We start from the raw sequence: 18,234 nt of genomic DNA, 5'->3' as shown, positions 1-18,234 counted from the left end.
TGGAATAACGAAGTAACTATAATTACAACAATATTAGTAGAGCAATTATACTTAACCCAATTGTAGGAAGTATTTTGGTAAGCGATCGTGTCAATCTAGCAAATAATTTTTCTTTGGATTTACTTATGGCTAAAAAATCTCAAACAAATTTAGAACAATACCAAGATGTCAGATTATCTGCTACCACAAGAATTTGGGTGATTACGGTAGCCATTCTCGGAGTTTGCGTTCCTCTTTCAATCGTTACTAGAAGCGGTGCTATTCTTCCTTTAGTTGCTATTGGTGGCGCAGCTGTTGATACAGTTGCAATTTGGCGTTCTGATGAGCAAAAATCAAAAACTAACTATTTGCAACAGCAGCAAATAGAACTGTTAGAGCAAAGATTAGCAAATTTAGAAACAATTGTTAGTAGTGATGACTTGAACTTGCAAATGAAAATTAAACAGATTGAGGCAAGAGATACTTTTGGCGACTCCTCTGATATGAGTACTACACCCAAACAACCAAAACGCAAAGGTTAAAATAATTTGTAATTCGTAATTTTCATAACACAAGGGTTTCATTGATTTGGAATGCGTGGTTTACTTCCGACGTGCTGTACTAAATTAGGACTTACGCAAGTAAACTTTCCTTTGTAGCTAGAACTGTTTCTAGGGAAACAGTATCTCGTTCTTCATCTCCCTTAGAATTGACCAACATCATCTAAATTCTCTATACCTTAGTTGCATTAGCTAATGAGATATCTAAATGCTATCCATCTCTATGTTTACCCGCAAATATATGTTAATGGCTGTGTTTTATTAGACTGCTAAAATTACTAGATTTTAATTAACTAAAGGTTATAAACTTGAGTAATTGCATTGGTATAGCTTACGGTAGGTATACAATAGTGTGACACGGGAATGCAGATGGATTGGATTAGCTTACTCAAGGCTCAACAAGCTGACTTCCTTCAACGTGTGAAAAAACCTAAAACTTACGACTTATCTTTGCTAGAAAGTCAAGTTAAAGGTTGTCACACTGAAATTATGGCCTTTTGGGGCGAACCTTTGGCAAAACTCCAAGAGCTTTCTCGCCAACAAGCAGAAGTTCTCGCCAAAAATCCGCCGCCGACTCCGCCTGAATATCCTGAACCTCCTGACTGGACGATACCTTTTCCTAAATATTTTCAGCAACAAGCCCAAGATTATCTTTTGCGGGAGCAAATCGTTAACCAGGTGATTACTGAACGCTTGGGCAAGTTGGTAAAAAAGGTGCCACAAGATACGTTGCAAAACATGATTTTAGATGATGAGGGAAATTTGTGTGGCGAAAGCAAATTTTCTTATGTACTAAAAGATAATCCTCAGCTAAGTGTTCAAGTTTATGTTGCTGATGGAGAAAGTTTTAATGGTATTAAAAAAGACAAAATTAAGTGGTCGGTTACTCAACAAGATTTAAAAAATCACCAAGTATTAATTTTTCTCTGTTTGTTTTATCCATATACAGGTAATTTAGGATACGAAAAACAAAGCATAATTACAGGTTTTTTACCTGCAAATCAAATTGAACTTACTGAACCAAAACTCTACATTAGTCCGAGTAACTTGTTGTATGCGGGGGGGTTAAGTTGGTATTTAGAATCACTTGTTGGCAAAAAAGACGCGCCGACAATAATTAACGAGACAACGATCGCAGAGACAATACAGACTATACCATCAGAGCATTGCCTCAAAGGTATAGTAGGTGATTGGGAATGCTGGCAGACTTTGAAAGGACATACCAGAGGAATTAATTGTCTAGCTTTCAGTTCAGGATGTAAGAATGGCAAAACCTTACCCATATTGGCAAGTGGTAGTCGGGGTGAGACGAAGCTATGGGATTTAACTAAGGGTGAATTAATAGATACATTGTCAGAGTATCCTTGGGTGATATCTGGGCTGGTGGATGAAGTGAATTCCCTCGCCTTTAGTTCAGATGGACAAACTTTAGTGAGTTGCGGTGCAGATTCCACAATTAAGATTTGGCACGTAGGCGCTCTAGACTTGATAGATATTTTGCACAAACATAATGGAGTAGTACGATGTGCTGCCTTCACACCCGATGGTAGAATGTTAGCCACTGGCGGAGATGACAGAAAAATTCTGTTTTGGGATTTAATGCAGCGTCAGGTTGCGATCGCACTCTCTTTAGATGATACAGCTGCTCATTCCCTGGTTTTAAGTCGAGATGGGCAGACTGTGGTAATAGGTAGCTATCGCAAAATCAAAGTCTGGCGCACCTCACCGAATACGGGGATCAAAAGTTTAAAGGATACACAACCACTGCATACCCTCATGGGTCATTCTCACATCGTTCGTTCCTTAGCAATTAGTGCAGATGCTAAACTACTAATCAGTGGCAGCTGGGATCAAACGATTAAAATTTGGCATTTAGAGACTGGGGAATTACTTCATACTCTTAAAGGACATAGGGATCGGGTATATGCGATCGCTTTAAGTCCCAATGGACAAATTATTGCCAGTGGTAGTGCTGATCAAACAATCAAATTGTGGCATCTACAAACAGGAGAACTGCTTGGTACTTTTATTGGTCATACTAACATAGTTACAGCATTAGCTTTTACAGTCTCCGGTGAAATGTTGGTTAGCGGCAGTTTGGATAAAACAATTAAAATTTGGCAACGAAGTTAAAAGTAATTCGTAATTCGGGCGTTGCTAAATCAAGAGATTAAATTTTATGTATTAAATCTAAAACCCTTATACTCTCTGCGTCTCTGCGCGACGCCAGGTGCTTCTCCTTACCGGAGACGCTGCGCGAACAAGTCGGCAGAGCCGCCCAACGCACTGGCTCCTCTGCGTGACATAAATCATCCCGCAAATTATGTAACACCCATAATTCGTAATTAATAAGTCTTTGAGCTCTGCAATCAAGAATTTTTCAAACCAAGATTATTTGTGGCACGATTGGCTTATGTAATAACTTCATATTTTCTACCATTATATTGATTAAATATTGAGCGATGGGATGAATAACCGAATTCATCATCGCGTTCTTCATATTGTTGAATCCAATTCTGGAGAAACTCGAATGTTTGTGCCTGCTCCTCGGTTGATTTAAATTTGTGCGGTTCCCAAGGACGATTGCGGTTATTTTCAAGACACTTACTAATGCCGGGATTTAGGAAATAGATTTCAGTCGAGAATTCAATAGCAGCTTTTATTAGAGTACTGTAGCAGCCTTCAATTACCCAAGAAACATTATTTTCTATGAAGTTTGTTAGATCCTTTTTTGAATCTTTTTGAGAATGCCGTATAGCAACTTGATTTGGTTCCCAGACGATAGTATCAAGATCAAGAATTGGAATCCTCAAGTCTTTACCAAGTCTATTTGCAAGAGTACTTTTTCCCGAACCGGAATTGCCAAATATTAAAATTCGATACATTGTGGTGATGTAATTAAGTACGGTGCGTTAGTCTACGGCATAACGCACGTTACATTTAAATTTCTTAATATAGCTTGAAATATTAACGCCGACTTACTTAGATAAAATCAAATTTAATAAGCAAAAGCTCATTTGACTTACTCATTTTGGTGTTTTTTGTAAGCAAAAGCTTATTTGACTTACTCAAAAGCTTATTTGACTTACTTATTTCAGTGTTTTCTGTAAGCAAAAGCTCATTTTACTTACTCAAAAGCTTATTTGACTTACTCATTTGAGTAAGTCACACACTTGTGATATCGTTTCATTTTAATAACGATACAAATACGTTGGTAGGGGCACAGCATGCTCATTGGTGTCAACTTAACGTGAAAGCGTAGTCTGATAAGCATTTCAAAATTTTTCGATGTACCACCTAGATTTAGATCCCCCCTAACCCCCCTTAAAAAAGGGGGAACTAGAGTCTTTTGCCCCCTTTTTAAGGGGGGTTGGGGGATCTAAAACCACAATAAATTGAGTGTTTGAGCTGAAGTTGACACGTATGAGCATGCTGTGCTCCTACTGTCATCTTAATTTTTTGAATTTAGAATTACTAGCAGTTTCTAACCGCCGATTTAACGTTAAGTTGACTTTTGAATCACAATATTTCCTGCATTTGAGCATAGGCTTCATAAACGCCCTTCACGTTGTACCAGTTGAGGAAAATCCGAGCAATTTCTAAAGCCAATTGAGGTTTACCTAAGTTAATTAACCATTGCAAAAAAGGTGCCATTGTTCGTTCATTAAGCGCGCCATTAAGTGATAGAATGCCCCACAGTAAACGATGTAGCCAAGTCATTTGAATCATCATTCGCACTTCCCATGTAGGATGCTTTTGATAAAATAAAACTCCCATACGCCCACGTTGAACTTCTTGGTCAATTAATCGAGGAATTTGCTCTAATTTAAATGGGGGATGCCAGTGATAACCGACGGCTTCTGGACATTTAATTAGTTTCAAATCTAGTTTTTTTAGCCGTACACCTAGCTCTAAGTCTTCCCAGCCATAGAGTTGAAACTTAGTATCAAAAAGTCCAGCTTTTTCTAACCAATGTTTAGGAATTGCGACATTTCCCGTAGCAAAAAAAGCTGCGGAAAAATCTGTTACTTTGTAGGGTTCAGCAGTTGGGTGATCGAAATTGCAAGTATTAATTACTGCACCGTAAGTAAAAAAGCGATCGCTTCCCAATTTCTCTTTTCCCTGCGCTAGTGCCTTACCATGAGCTTGCAAGAAATTTTTCAGCACCACTAAATCACTATCAATAAAGATAATTGTATCTCCCTGCGCCTGTTCTACCCCTAAATTTCGAGCCGCAGCTGGGCCAGCATGGTTTTGCTGAAAGCATCGCACATGGGGAAATTCCTCTTTGTGTTCTGCCAACCAATCCAATGTGCCATCAGTAGAACCATCATCCACCAAGACAATCTCGTAACCAATAACTGAACTTGGCTGACTCAACTCCTGCATTTCCAAGGCACGGAGGCACTTTTCCAAAATTGGTTGGCGATTATAAGTCGGTATTACAACGCTGAAAAACACAGTTTCACCCATAATACTACCCATCTCTAGGATAGGACAGATGCGACCTTGACACTGTTCCTTACCCGATTCTGGTCACGAAAATAGCATTTAGTTAATTAATATATAACCTAAGCTTAATTCTTGTAACCTAAACTTAGTAATATGCATAAAAAGTGCAAAATTTAGATTTATTTTATTATTAATAGGTTATTCGTTTTTAAAACTCAGTAAATTCCCAGAAATTAAAAGCTTTGGCTTATACTAAATTTTTCCTATCACATCAGAGGAAAGTTTGATGTCTAAACTGAGTCGCAGACAAATTTTAATATTTTTTGCTGGTAGTGCTGGTGCTGTTGTTTTAGGAGGCAAAATCCTAGAAGGTTTTATCGGCACTAAACAAGCAAAAATCTCGCCACTAGGCTTTACACCTGTACGCTTACCACATCCCTTACCAATTTATCAAGAGCAGACAAATTTCTTGCCAACAAAAATTGGTGAAGGAAAAGTAGTTAATCTATCTGCTGATGTGAAGTTAAGTAGTTACAACATTATTGATGACGTGGTGGTGCCGCCAGAATACGAACGTTACGTAATTGCCAGTTGGGGCGATCGCGTCTTTCCTAACAAAGATGATTATTTCGGTTACAATAACGATTTCACTGCTTTTATTCCCCTTGATCAAACTAATGATGTCGGGTATTTATGGGTCAATCATGAATACGTTAGTTTTCCATTTTCTAGCTTATTACTAGAAGACTCTTCTGATCTTAAAAAACTACCCGACGCATTTGAAAACGTCATCGGCTGGGCTTTACCCTCTAGCCAAAATATTGAAGTTGAAGGGGAATCTTTATATAATCAAGGCGGATCAATTATCCGCATCTCTCGCAGTAATACCAGTAAACGTTTTGCTGTGGTCAAAGATGTCAAAAATCGCCGCGTTCATGGTCTTTCTGGGTTAGGAATCAATAGCCAACGAAATGATAACTACAAAAACCTCACGGCTTGGGGAAGTCGCAGTCACCAGAAAGGTGATCAAAATTATTTAATCGCAACAGGCCCAGCTGCAACGGAAGTTTTTAATCTTAGTTCTGATCAACTGGGTAATAAAATTATTGGTACTGCCTTTAACTGTTCAGGTGGTAAAACTCCTTGGGGAACAATCTTATCTGCGGAGGAGAACTTCCAAAATTATGTTACAGAAGGAGTCAAAGCTAATGGGACTCAGACGAGTTACACAGATAAAAATATCGGCAAGACTTTTGGTTTAGTAGGAGAAAAATACGGCTGGATTGTTGAAATTGACCCCAACAATCCAGAATTTCGCCCTCGCAAACACACTTGGTTAGGTCGCTACCACCATGAAAATGTTGCCTTGCGTGTTGAACAAGGCAAGAAATTAGTTGCTTATTTAGGTGATGACAGACGTGGGGGACACACTTGGAAATTTGTTAGTACAGGTACTATTTCCTCGCCAACCAGCAAAGCCAACAGCAGTTTGTGGGAAAGTGGTACATTGTATGTCGCCCGTTATAATACAAACGGCACAGGTCGATGGATACCGTTACGTTTATCTACTGATACCAATCCCCTTGCGCCATCGGTGATTTCTTCTGTAGAGTTTGCCGCTTTGGGTTCGGCTCAAAGAAATGGTCGTTTATCCCTACCAAAACGCAACGGTATTGCAGGTCAAACTACAGATGGTGGTTTATTCAACTGCGACACCACTAACGAAGTAGCTACTCTACCTGCTTATCAAGGTAAGAAACTATCTAACTTCTATCCTACCCAAGGCGCGCTTCTGTCCGATGCTTTCTTAGCGGCAAACCTGGCGGGGGGAACTCCTACAGCCCGCCCAGAAGATATAGAAGTACATCCAACCACCAAAGAAGTGTTCATTGCTTACACTGATGGTGCGCCAGGAAGCGACGGCTATCCAGATTCGCGGATTTTCCAGGTTGCCAAGTTAAGTCCAAATGTTAATGCGACGCAGCAATCAGGTGGATTATACAAGATTATTGAAGACAGTGCCGATGGTACAGGTCTAACCTTCCGTTGGCAGAGATTCGCTCAGGGTGGCGAAGATGGGTCGGTGTCTGGTGCTGGTTTTGCGAATGTAGATAACTTAGTATTCGACAATCAGGCAAATGTTTGGGGTGTAACAGATATGTCTACCAGCACTCACAATGGTTTTAATGTTGGTGCTGCTGGCACTCCAAACCCCATCGACCACACAGCGACTGGTGATGTTTCCAGTTTCACAGGAGTCTTTGGTAATAACTGGCTGTTTTATATCCCCACCAAGGGTTCTGATGCTGGAAAAGTAATACCCTTTGCCCAAGGTCCGGTGCGTAGTGAAATGACCGGGCCAACTTTTGTGGGAGATACGCTGATTCTTGCAGTACAGCATCCTGGTGAAGATTGCCCGATTAACGATGGCACAATACTGAGTCGCAGCATTGAATTACTAGATTTAAATGGTACGACCTTCAATCAGACTCGCACTGTACCTCGTGGTAGTAGTTGGCCTAGTAACATCAATGGTCAACCTACGGGTGTCCCTCGTCCATCTGTAATTGCTATCCAGCGTAAGCAGCCAAATGGTAGTTTTGTTTAGCATTCTTTGTGTGTATAAAGATGTTGTCATCCAACATCTTTATATTGAAGTTCTAGCAAAAATCGCTGCTTTATAATTTGGAATCACAAATGCACACAGATAACTTATCTGTGTGCATTATTTGTCTAATTACCAAGTTAAACCGTTTAGTTGAAGTTGGTTACAACTTAATTGCAGAAAGCCTACGAGGTTGAAACTGAGTTAGTACAAGGTTTTACTTTTTCTTGCGTTTGAGGCATAACCCGATAATACCAGCGATCACTGTACCACCAAGAGTCATAGGTTCTGGTACGGGCTGACCTGTCGAGTAACTTACTGTACCCACCTCTATTACAGACAATAAGTCGGCACTAAGAATGCTAGAAAATTTTGTTCCCCCTCTATTTGGATTACCTGGATTATCCCCAATGAAAAACTGATCTTCAACCAAGTAGCTTAGTCCTAACAGATTGCCATTTGTAAAGCTGACTACAGGAGATAATGGGTAATCAAAATCACTGGCCTCTGTATACTGAGTACCCAAATAGTCAAATAAAATGGATAGTCCATTGCTAACCCCTAGATTTTCGTCACCTATCCCAGTTAAGGTTGAGTCCTCATATTGAAAAGAGCCGAAATGCTGACCCGGATTGCTGCCAGATGTCGCATTCACAGTGAAATCATAATTAACCACAGCAGCTTGTACCGATTTAGAACCAACAGCAGTGATGGAGATGGCAACAGCAAAAGTAGCAATGCCAAAATATGAAGCTAATTTCATTAAAAAATACTCCAAAGCTAAAAAGCTATAGTTCTGTAATTTAATTAAATAAGCTTTTAACCATCGTACATAGGTTAAGGAATACTAAACAAAAGACGATTTTTATAAAATCTTTAAACTTGTCAGGCACATATAAATTTCCTGTAAATTAATACCAGACTATTAGTATAGCAGTTCTCGTTTACGTGAGGTACACCCGTAGGGGCACGGCATGCCGTGCCCCTACACCTTGGGATCTAACGTTGTACCGCATCTGAATGGGAACCGCTATAGTAGGCGAATCTGCAAATCGGAAGCTCACAGACTTTAAAATTATATTCGCACGTTATAGAAATCAGTCAAAAAGATTCTCAATCTCTATGAATAGAGATATGTCTGTGCATCAAAAAGGTGTTTATTACCTGTATCAAAAGGAGATATAAAGATAATGATTATCATACTCCCAGGTTAAATGAGAGAGCGATGTCTCCGACGGGCTACGCCTACGCAAGTTTTGATTACAAATCAAATCATCCTATTAATAATTTGTCAGTAAGTAATAGAATGATTGCTGTAAATTGCAAGTGATAATCTGGCTTAATTTATCATTTTAATAAAAACATTACCTTTTCTTAACCCAGATAAGATAACTTTTATATATGTACATTAGTTGTTCTATTGTTTAAATATTTCTGAATTTGAAGGTATATATCTTAAGAAAGAGATGGATGAGCAATTTTAGAAAAACTGTCTGGTAAACAAAGTCTCTAATTTATAGGCATTCAAAGATAACTTTTGATAAACAATATTCCCAATTGACAAAACCCTCCCTACAAATACGGTTGGTGGGAATTTTTTCAGCTACTACTATACTGTAAAAAGGTTTTTTGAGTAATGCTTTCACTTCAATGGTGTGGATGTGCAGATGATGCAGTAAAAGTAATTAGTAATCGGCAAAAAGCAAAAGTTTTGTGGATGATAGTAGGTTTACTTGCTGTTTTTTTTATTGCGGAGTGGAGCGTGGGTTTATGGAGCCAAAGTTTATCTTTACAGGCGGATGCTGGACACATTTTTTCGGATATTACAGCCTTGGCAATATCTCTACTTGCGAGTTTTTTAGCACAGCAACCAGCTAAGACAAAGGCAACATTTGGCCATCAGCGGATCGAAGTTTTAGCAGCTTTGTTCAATGGATTAGCTTTGGTAGCGATCGCTACTTTTATCACATGGGAAGCTATTCAACGTTGGCAACATCCAGCAACAATTTTGGGCTTACCAATGTTAGGAATTGCGGTATTAGGTTTAATCGTTAATTTGTTCAACATTACTTTACTTCATCCCCACACTCACAACGACTTAAACCTACGGGGGGCTTTGCTTCATGTCATCGCCGATACTGCTAGTTCTGTTGGCGTAATTATAGCTGCTTTAGCAGTTCATCTTTGGCATTGGTGGTGGGCAGATGTCGCCATTAGTTTAGTAGTTGCAACTTTTACTGGTTTAAGTGCTTTACCCCTAATCCAAGAAAGCCTAAAGATTTTTTTGGAGTATGCACCAGAATCAATTGATCCTGCTGAAGTGGAAATATCTCTCAAATCTTTTCCTGGTGTTGTTCAAGTAGAAAAACTTCATATTTGGACAATTAGCTCAAATAAAGTAATGCTTTGCGCCAATTTGACTGTGGAATGTCCAACTATCCAAGAACGCGATCGCTTGCTCAATAAGTTGCAAACTCACATCCAAAAAACTTTTAATATTGCTGAGATAACTTTGCAGCTAACTAACTCTCAAAAACCTTCAGCGCCGCCGATTCATCCTTTGTTTAACCAAAACTTAACTTTAATGTTGTCTGCAAATAAAACAAATTAAAACTAGAGTAATAACTAAATATATGATGTTACTGAAAATGATTATTTTTTATTATATTGTACTTCCTTTGTTGACTTAAATTAACATTTACAAATGATGCTTATTGGCATTTATAAATTGTCAAAGCATATCTATAGCTGATTGTAATCGGTTATTTACTAGGAGTTTTTCTGATCATGACTTTCATCCCAAAATCCAAAATGATTTCATTACTAAAACAGTACAAAAGCTCGTTGGCTTGGTTTATATCTGGTCTGCTTCTGTCAGTTTTGTTGTTCTTAGGAACATCAAATCAGCAGCCAGCAACCGCCTCTAATCCAAGTTATGCCGCAGCCCCTAGTCAGGTAGATGTGACTACTACATATTCAGACTTTCGTGCTACTCATCTAGAACCAAATTTTTACCAAAATTAACCACTAAAACTTGCTCAATTAACTTTAAGGTACACTGCAATGATTTCATTTTTGGGGAAGTACAAGCGATCGCTAGCCTTGATTATGGTTGGCTTTATCTGTACCGTTTTGCTGGTATTTGGTAATTCTGTTATTAAGCCGAGCCTAGCTGCTGGTAACGGGATTAACGTAATTATCATGATTGGGGATGGTATGGGTTGGGAGATGGCGCGGGCCGCAGCCGTTGCTAAAGGCGCTCCTTTTTACACAAGTGGTAAAGGCTCAGGTCTAAGCTTCCAAAAGCTAACTGGATATGGATTGGTCACTACTTACGGCACAACTATTCAGGGAAATACACCAGCCACTCCAACAGACCAGCCCCATCTAACAGGTAACTCTGCTTTAGATGGATCTAATCCACTCACAGCTGCAAGTCCTGTTCGTCCAAACTTTTCATTCCAGCCTACTCCTTTTAATCCTGGCAATAGATTTGATGGTAATAGTCTGGAGAACGGTAATCTGGCAGGTTATGACATCAGTAAAGGTGGCCCTGTTCCCTGGATTCCTTTGACCCCTACTAATGCTGGTACTTATGACAAAGATTACATCAAGTACAGTTATCCTGACTCTGCTAACACCGCTACAACTCTTTATACAGGAGTAAAGAGCTTTAACAACGCGATGGGGGTAGACATCTACGAGAAGAAGTTGAAAACCATCCTGGAAATTGCCAAGGAAAAGAATAAGTCTACAGGCTTGGTAACATCCGTACCGATTAGTCACGCAACACCTGGGGCTGCTGCTTCTTTCGTAAATCGTCGTAGCAAGTACGACAGTATTTACGACCCCAGCAAGAGCAACCAAGACAGCATTTTGCAACAGACATTGCTGAACTTTAAGCCTAATATTTTGTTGGGTGGCGGTCATCCCAAAGATTTTGCCAATGATAAAAGTACAAGTACAGCCGATGGTGTCTTCAACTATACGTATATTACAGAAGACACTTACCAGCATTTGAAGAATAACCCGACATCCAATCGTTATGGTTATACCTTTATAGAACGTGGTCCTAATGCGACTCAGACGTTGCTAAACACGGCTGCTAAAATCGACCCGAACAAGGGAGGCAAATTATTTGGTCTGTATGGTGCCCGTGGACAAGATGGCAACATTCCTACCAGTTCTTCTAAAGGAGACTATAGTTTGACAGGTTTAAGCAACTTCTCCCTCTATAGCTCCGTTGTCAAAAGTGGTGGAACTCCACCTGTCTGTCCATCAGGTAAGATAATTACTGGTACCGTTGGGGATTGTGTTCCTGTCATTGATGCAGCAGGTAATCCCATCGCTCCTAATGTTCCTGCACCTGATACTGTGCGTCCTCTGGCTCCTGGTGAAACCGATGCCAGCTTTATCGCTAAAGAGATTAACGAAAATCCAACCTTGGCTGATTTGACCAAAGCAGCTCTAACCGTTCTAGGTAAAGACAAAGATGGCTTCTGGCTGATGGTTGAGGGAGGTGACATCGACTGGGGCGCTCATGACAACAACATGGATAACCTAATCGGAACCATGAATGATTTTGATAAGGCAGTCCAAGAGGTTACTACCTGGGTCAACAATCATGGTGGTTGGAGTAAGAATCTGGTGCTAGTTACTGCTGACCATGATCACTACCTAACCCTGAATAATGATTTTGCCTCGAAGCTAACTCCCAATCCTGACCCTAATCAAGCTAAAGGCTTGAAGTATAACGCCAAAGACATCACTTTCGTAAAACACAATCCTACGGATGCTGGTCACTTCTGGGGGTCTGATCCAAATTACAAGTACCTCTGGGGTAGCCATAGCCGCCGCGTTGTACCTGTTTACTACCAGGGCGCTTACGCATCAACTCTGACCCGATCTTTCGGACAAGGCTATCAAATTAAAGATAGCTCTGGTACTTACAGCGTGCCTGGTGTTCGGGGTGTGGTTGACCAAAGTCATATCTTCCAAGCTATGAAAGCTGCGATCACCGCTCCGTAAATTGAATACATCGCTTTAGTGAACACGGACTGAAAAGCTTTGTGTTGCAGAGACGTGTGTGATCACGTCTCTGTCTCATAAACCTATTGCGGTATTTTTGCACCTGTTATTAATTAAAGGAAAAAAATGACTGACTTCATCTTCAAGAAATTAGCAGCTGTAACGTTAGGAACTGCTCTAATTTTTTCGTTAGGGGAAACTACCTCTGCCCAAGCTGCAACCCTGATTTATGATTTCTCTAACGACAATAAGACTCTCACAGGCACTTTTTCGTTCGACCAAGCAGCAGCAACAGACGATCAACAAGTAACGATCGCCGAAGGTTTGAAGATTTTTGCTACCTACGGTGGCCAGTCATACACGGAAGCAGATGATTCTTTGGCGTCAGTTTTTACCGACTTTTCGGGAACTATTTTGAACGAAGCGGGATTGGGTTTATCTTTTACACTTGGTAGTTTTAATGTCTACCGCGAAAGTTTTATCGATCTGAATGATTCCACTGATGCTGGTGTTCAGACCGTCACTTACACTTACAGAAGTGTTCCAGAGCCAAGTTTCATGCTTGGATTGTCTGTGGTTGGGTTGAGTTTGTTCTTGAGTAAAAAGATAGCATCTTCTAGACTATCAAGCACAAAAGCTTAAGCCAAATTATCAAGAATAACAGGGTGGAATTATCCACCCTGCAAATTTTTAACATTTATAAAATCGAAAAGCTCAGATTCCCGATTTCTTTAAGAAGTTGGGAATTTCGTTGTTCATAAATAATTAAGTAGGGCTATATCCTTCTATTGGCAAACTTAGACGAGAGTTAACTGTAATGTCTGGGTTTGCAGTTAATTAACCCATAAGTTGTTGTATGAAGAAAATATACATGGACTAGTTTAGATATAATAATGACTCATTCTTTGTTTTCCTAACTGGAGAAATTAATGGGTCGCGCCAAAAAGGTTGTCCTGGCATATTCTGGCGGAGTAGATACCTCAGTTTGCATCCCCTACCTCAAGCAGGAGTGGGGTGTGGAAGAGGTGATTACTCTAGCAGCAGATTTAGGTCAGGGAGATGAACTAGAGCCAATTCGAGAAAAAGCTTTAAAATCGGGTGCAAGTGAATCCCTGGTGGCGGATGTCAAAGACAGTTTCGTTAAAGATTACGCCTTTGGAGCGATTCAAGCCAACGCCCTCTATGAAAATCGTTATCCTCTCGGAACTGCCCTTGCTCGTCCACTGATTGCCAAGGTATTAGTAGAAACAGCCGAAAAATATGGTGCTGATGCGATCGCTCACGGTTGCACGGGTAAAGGTAACGATCAGGTTCGCTTTGATGTCTCTGTTACCGCCCTAAACCCTAACTTGAAGATCCTCGCACCAGCCAGAGAATGGGGGATGAGCCGTGAGGAAACGATCGCCTATGGGGAAAGCTTTGGTATCCCCTCACCAGTTAAAAAATCTTCTCCCTACAGCATTGACAAGAATTTGCTTGGTCGTAGCATTGAAGCTAGTTTACTCGAAGATCCGTCATTCGAGCCACCAGAAGAAATTTATGAGATGACCAAAGCGATCGCTGACACTCCCAACCAGCCAGAGTACATCGAAATTGGTTTCCACGGTGGTCTTCCGACAACTCTCAACGGTATAGCTAAAAAGCCAGTTGAGCTAATTGAACAACTCAATCAAGTGGTAGGAAATCACGGCATTGGACGGATCGACATGATCGAAAATCGTCTGGTGGGGATCAAATCGCGGGAGATCTACGAATCACCCGCTATGTTAGTCCTAATTCAGGCACATAGGGATTTAGAAAGCTTGACTTTAACGGCAGATGTCACCCATTACAAGCGTGGCATTGAAGAAAGTTACAGCCAAATCGTTTACAACGGTTTGTGGTACAGCCCACTCAAAGTTGCACTCGATGCCTTTATTCAAAAGACACAAGAGCGAGTTTCTGGAACTGTGCGAATGAAGTTGTTCAAGGGCAATTCTACGATAGTTGGGCGCTGGAGCGACAATTCTCTGTATACTCCCGATTTGGCAACCTACGGAGCCGAAGACAAGTTTGATCACAAAGCTGCTGAAGGCTTTATCTACGTTTGGGGACTACCAACTCGCATTTGGTCGCAGTTAACCAGGGGTTAGAAAGCAAAATATAAACAGACGCGATTAATCGCGTCTCTACTCCTCACCATTCGCTTCCTTGATTTGGCGAGACTCTAACCACAGGGGTACAACAATTAAGCCAGTCATGATCAGCAACGCTGCGATCGCAAATTTACCCACCCAAGCAACCAATTGTTCTAGAGAGATAATTTTGCCAGCAAAGAAAGCTAATGTCACCATCAAACTAGCCCAAGCAACTGCTCCTAATAAGTTGTATAAAAAGAATTTTCCGAAGGGCATTTCGACTATACCAGCTAGTGGTGCAGCAAAAACTCGCAACAATGCCAGAAAACGTCCAAAAAATACCGTTTTAGAAGCATTTTGACTAAATTGCTCTTTAATTTTCAGCAGTCTTACTTCAGAAATCCGAAATATACTACCAACTTTGACTAAGAAAGGCCAACCGCTAACCCTACCAATCCAATAGCCACAAGTACCGCCAATTACAGCACCCATAATTGCGTCACTGAGAACCAGCCAGAAATTCAGTTCATTGCTACCAGATAGGAACCCACCCACTAAAGTCACGGTTTCACCAGGAAGCGGAAGTCCTAAATTTTCTAGTAAAATTCCCAAAAAAATTGCCCAATAGCCATACCTGTGGGCGACTTCTTGGATGTTTTCTAGTGAAATCAGCTCTAAAGACATCCTGCACCCCCATCTTTACAAATTTTTACTTTTACTATATCTTTGCTTGTTTTTGGGCAGGGTGTCAATCAAGCCGCTTATATGGAGTCATTAAGTCATCATTTTAATTCTGAATACTCCATAGCCTATAGTCTATGGTAACTATTATATTTTTACTATTAACTATGCAATTTTTAGCATCAGTTACCACAAAATAATATTTATTTAAAATAAAGAAAAAATTTTTATAATAATTTTATAAACACCCAGTACAATTATGAACATCTTGTAAAAGCTACGATTTATACTGAAATTATTAGGCGCTTATGCCTATACTCGTGAAAGTTAATCATAATTTATACGACATGAATACCGAAAAAACTCTCTCAACTACGTGGCTATAATTCCCCAAATATATGGGTAAAACAGTCATTTTATCGTTAAAAGAGAAGAAGTATTAATGTCATTTTGCGATTTTTTGTCAAGTGTTCCAACTACCCTGTTAAATTAATGACTCTCACACAAGAACTTCAAGTAATTTTGTTCAAACCCCAAGCAAGCATAGATTTGGAAGGCGGTATGGCTTTGAGCGAACAAATGGCTAGAGTAGTACCCCAAGCTCATCAACTCTGGGTTATCGACCTAGCAGAAGTGAATTTCATGGACAGTTCTGGGTTAGTTCCTTTAGTAAAAGGGTTGAAAGCTGCACGTCAGAGTGGATGCCGTTTGGTTTTATGCAACGTGCAAACTCCTGTACGGTTAATTTTGGAACTCACTCAACTAGATTCAGTGTTTGAAATTTTTCACACTTACGAAGACATTTTTACTGACGTTAAAGATAACAGTCTGGTGCTAGCAAGCTAATAAACTTACCTTTAGAAAGATGGTGGAGTCAAGGAATATCTGTATTTATTCACACTTTCCCATCTATCCTCACATCATCAAAGATAACAGTCTGGTGCTAATAGGCTGGTTTTCTATTTTATATGGAGAATAAGTTGAGGAAAACTCCTAGTTTTGTAGCTAGGTAATAACAATGGCACGTAAATGAATTTGGTTGTTGGTCGCCAATCTACCTAAACCATATAGAGTAGAAAATGACCAAAATCGATCAAAGCAAGTGCAATTATTTGTGACATTCTCCCGGTCTTTCAAAGGCAAGGCTTTTCTATCAATCACCTAAGCTAATTGCTCTGTTTGCCATCCAATTAGTATAAGTAGGTAATAGGTAAAAAAGGATAGAACATCAGCGCGTTATTTCTGGCTACACAGTTATCTTTGCCTTGATGTACTAATTGGATGTCTCCAAGACCCTTTGCCACGCCAATTTATTACGCCAATCAAGGCAGAAAGCTCGTAGGCTTTGTACCGTGGAGACGCCAGACGAGAGCGATGGGAAACCCGTTTACAGGGCTAGCGCTGGCTCAAGAGTGCGTAGAGGCTTTATCCTCAGTCTAAGTATATGTATTATAACTAACTCTTATAGGTTGGTAATTCGCAAATAAAAAGCCAAGTAGTTCTAGCGGAGTACTCACGAGCCGCAAAGAAAGGGAGCAAAACCAAAATATTATAGTTAAGTGGGAGTCATTGAACGAGTTTTTAGTAAAACTGCGCCTCAACGCTGTAGAGCATACAGTGTATGCTTACTAAGGGTAAAATCATTAGACTCCCATCGCCTAAAGAGCTTGGGAGTGTCAACTGCTTCGATTCCACCATAATGGTAAGTCTAGGCATTCTGAGGAGTCGAAATGTTGCTTTGTTCGGATGCTGGACGGGGAAAATTTGGCAAATCAATGCCGCTGTGACTAGCATTGCGGGTTTTGAGTGCTAAACGATAACTCACACTTTGCAGTTCTACCTGTAGTTGGCGGTTTTCCCGTTGTAGTATTGCTACCTTTTCTCTGACTGGAGTCATGCGCTCTTCAAACTTACGACGGTAAATTTGAGGCAACTCTTGTACTACTTGCTCCAACATCCGAGTGCGATCGGTAAGTTCTTGGACTGATTGTCGCAATTGGTAAATTTCGGAGTCACGAGTTGCAATTTGCTCTTGGTAGAATGTCACCTGTTGCTCCACAGCCTGGAGTTGTTCGCGCAAAGCCTGTAATTGAGTTAAATCGCGCTCAAGTTCCGGCTGCTGGGGCATAAAATTAGTATTACCCTTTACCAGCCGGAAGAGTTCTTGAGATAGCTGTTGCACTAATTGATCGCGAAGTTGCAACTCTTGGCGTAGTTGCGATACTTCCGTAGATAGAACTTGAATATTGGGTGTATCAAATTGGCTCACAGTAGCTCACATCTCCCATTCATAATCTTGTCTACTCTTAGGTATAACTGCGGGAGTACTATCTTTGGCAAGTATTTGTTAATTTAGCATTTCCAGACAATTTACGAAAAAAGAAAAAGACAAAATTTTATTGAATGGAATTGGGGATTAGGTACTGAAAAAACTATACCCGATACTTTTCTATTCCTTAGACTGTTGCAGCTACTTTAGAGGGTTTTTCCTTTTCCTCTTTAGGGGGTTTTTCTTCTTCGAGTTCCTGCTTAATTGTCAGATAGCGAATCACTTCTTCACTCAAGCGCATGGCGCGTTCAAAGGGGGCGATCGCAGTTGCAGGTGCAGTGTAGTTTAACTGTATGTATATGCCGTCCCGGTGCTTTTTTATTTCATAAGCCAGACGACGCTTACCACGATTTTGGATGTGCATATCCTCAACGCCTTGTTCTCGAAGAAAATTCTGGTATTTAGCAATTGCTTGCTCTACCTGTTCTTCTCCCAGGTCAGGGCGTAAGATATACATTGTTTCGTAACTTGTAGTCATATTTT

The 18,234-nt window shown here is 40.3% G+C and carries 15 protein-coding genes; 9 read left to right on the top strand and 6 right to left on the bottom strand.

From position 1 onward, the window contains the following. The first annotated feature begins 125 nt into the window (after positions 1-125). Together ACEW80_RS32525 and ACEW80_RS32520 are read left to right on the top strand one after the other, a co-directional pair. Entirely contained in the window at positions 126-521 is a 396-nt protein-coding gene (locus ACEW80_RS32525) for a hypothetical protein (RefSeq protein WP_373530563.1), read from the top strand. Positions 522-902: 381 nt separating this feature from the next. Beyond that, complete coding sequence (locus tag ACEW80_RS32520) at positions 903-2,672, top strand: WD40 repeat domain-containing protein (RefSeq protein ID WP_373530562.1); 1,770 nt, start codon at positions 903-905, stop codon at positions 2,670-2,672. Between the two features lie 278 nt (positions 2,673-2,950). Here the strand turns inward: ACEW80_RS32520 and ACEW80_RS32515 are convergent, their stop codons facing one another. Next, positions 2,951-3,424 (bottom strand): shikimate kinase, encoded by a 474-nt coding sequence (locus tag ACEW80_RS32515; RefSeq protein WP_373530561.1) that lies wholly within the window; start codon positions 3,422-3,424, stop codon positions 2,951-2,953. A gap of 634 nt (positions 3,425-4,058) precedes the next feature. Next, positions 4,059-5,024 carry a glycosyltransferase family 2 protein gene (locus ACEW80_RS32510; protein ID WP_373530560.1) on the bottom strand — a complete coding sequence of 322 codons (966 nt, stop codon included), beginning with the start codon at positions 5,022-5,024 and terminating at the stop codon, positions 4,059-4,061. Positions 5,025-5,277: 253 nt separating this feature from the next. On the opposite strand from ACEW80_RS32510, the gene ACEW80_RS32505 reads away from it, so the two are divergent. Continuing rightward, the gene (locus ACEW80_RS32505) at positions 5,278-7,599 is read left to right on the top strand and encodes a PhoX family phosphatase (RefSeq protein WP_373530559.1); all 2,322 of its coding nucleotides are present in this window, start codon (positions 5,278-5,280) and stop codon (positions 7,597-7,599) included. 214 nt (positions 7,600-7,813) lie between these two features. Here ACEW80_RS32505 and ACEW80_RS32500 read toward each other — a convergent pair whose 3' ends face one another. Next, positions 7,814-8,359 carry a PEP-CTERM sorting domain-containing protein gene (locus ACEW80_RS32500; protein WP_373530558.1) on the bottom strand — a complete coding sequence of 182 codons (546 nt, stop codon included), beginning with the start codon at positions 8,357-8,359 and terminating at the stop codon, positions 7,814-7,816. An 873-nt stretch (positions 8,360-9,232) separates the two neighbouring features. Between ACEW80_RS32500 and ACEW80_RS32495 the strand changes: the two genes are divergently transcribed. The 5 genes from ACEW80_RS32495 to ACEW80_RS32475 all read left to right on the top strand — a co-directional run bounded on the left by ACEW80_RS32495 (position 9,233) and on the right by ACEW80_RS32475 (position 14,756). Further along, on the top strand, positions 9,233-10,207 hold the full coding sequence (locus ACEW80_RS32495) for a cation diffusion facilitator family transporter (protein WP_373530557.1): 975 nt from the start codon (positions 9,233-9,235) through the stop codon (positions 10,205-10,207). Between the two features lie 200 nt (positions 10,208-10,407). Further along, positions 10,408-10,620 (top strand): hypothetical protein, encoded by a 213-nt coding sequence (locus ACEW80_RS32490; RefSeq protein WP_373530556.1) that lies wholly within the window; start codon positions 10,408-10,410, stop codon positions 10,618-10,620. A 39-nt stretch (positions 10,621-10,659) separates the two neighbouring features. Continuing rightward, positions 10,660-12,624: an alkaline phosphatase gene (locus ACEW80_RS32485; protein ID WP_373530555.1), complete on the top strand. Its 1,965-nt coding sequence runs from the start codon at positions 10,660-10,662 to the stop codon at positions 12,622-12,624. Between the two features lie 126 nt (positions 12,625-12,750). Then, on the top strand, positions 12,751-13,266 hold the full coding sequence (locus ACEW80_RS32480) for a PEP-CTERM sorting domain-containing protein (RefSeq protein WP_373530554.1): 516 nt from the start codon (positions 12,751-12,753) through the stop codon (positions 13,264-13,266). A gap of 287 nt (positions 13,267-13,553) precedes the next feature. Then, positions 13,554-14,756, top strand: coding sequence for an argininosuccinate synthase (locus ACEW80_RS32475; protein ID WP_373530553.1), 1,203 nt, complete (start codon positions 13,554-13,556; stop codon positions 14,754-14,756). Positions 14,757-14,792: 36 nt separating this feature from the next. Here the strand turns inward: ACEW80_RS32475 and ACEW80_RS32470 are convergent, their stop codons facing one another. Continuing rightward, complete coding sequence (locus ACEW80_RS32470) at positions 14,793-15,425, bottom strand: DedA family protein (RefSeq protein WP_373530552.1); 633 nt, start codon at positions 15,423-15,425, stop codon at positions 14,793-14,795. A gap of 489 nt (positions 15,426-15,914) precedes the next feature. On the opposite strand from ACEW80_RS32470, the gene ACEW80_RS32465 reads away from it, so the two are divergent. Further along, positions 15,915-16,268, top strand: coding sequence for an STAS domain-containing protein (locus ACEW80_RS32465; RefSeq protein WP_373530551.1), 354 nt, complete (start codon positions 15,915-15,917; stop codon positions 16,266-16,268). 862 nt (positions 16,269-17,130) lie between these two features. Here the strand turns inward: ACEW80_RS32465 and ACEW80_RS32460 are convergent. Next, positions 17,131-17,691 (bottom strand): Npun_F5560 family protein, encoded by a 561-nt coding sequence (locus ACEW80_RS32460; RefSeq protein WP_373530550.1) that lies wholly within the window; start codon positions 17,689-17,691, stop codon positions 17,131-17,133. Between the two features lie 187 nt (positions 17,692-17,878). Next, entirely contained in the window at positions 17,879-18,229 is a 351-nt protein-coding gene (gene rpsF, locus ACEW80_RS32455; RefSeq protein ID WP_373530549.1) for a 30S ribosomal protein S6, read from the bottom strand. Positions 18,230-18,234: the final 5 nt, after the last annotated feature.

Source organism: Nostoc sp. (genome assembly GCF_041747015.1).
In the GTDB taxonomy this organism is placed as follows: Bacteria; Cyanobacteriota; Cyanobacteriia; order Cyanobacteriales; family Nostocaceae; genus Nostoc.
This window is presented reverse-complemented; position numbering and strand designations above follow the sequence as displayed.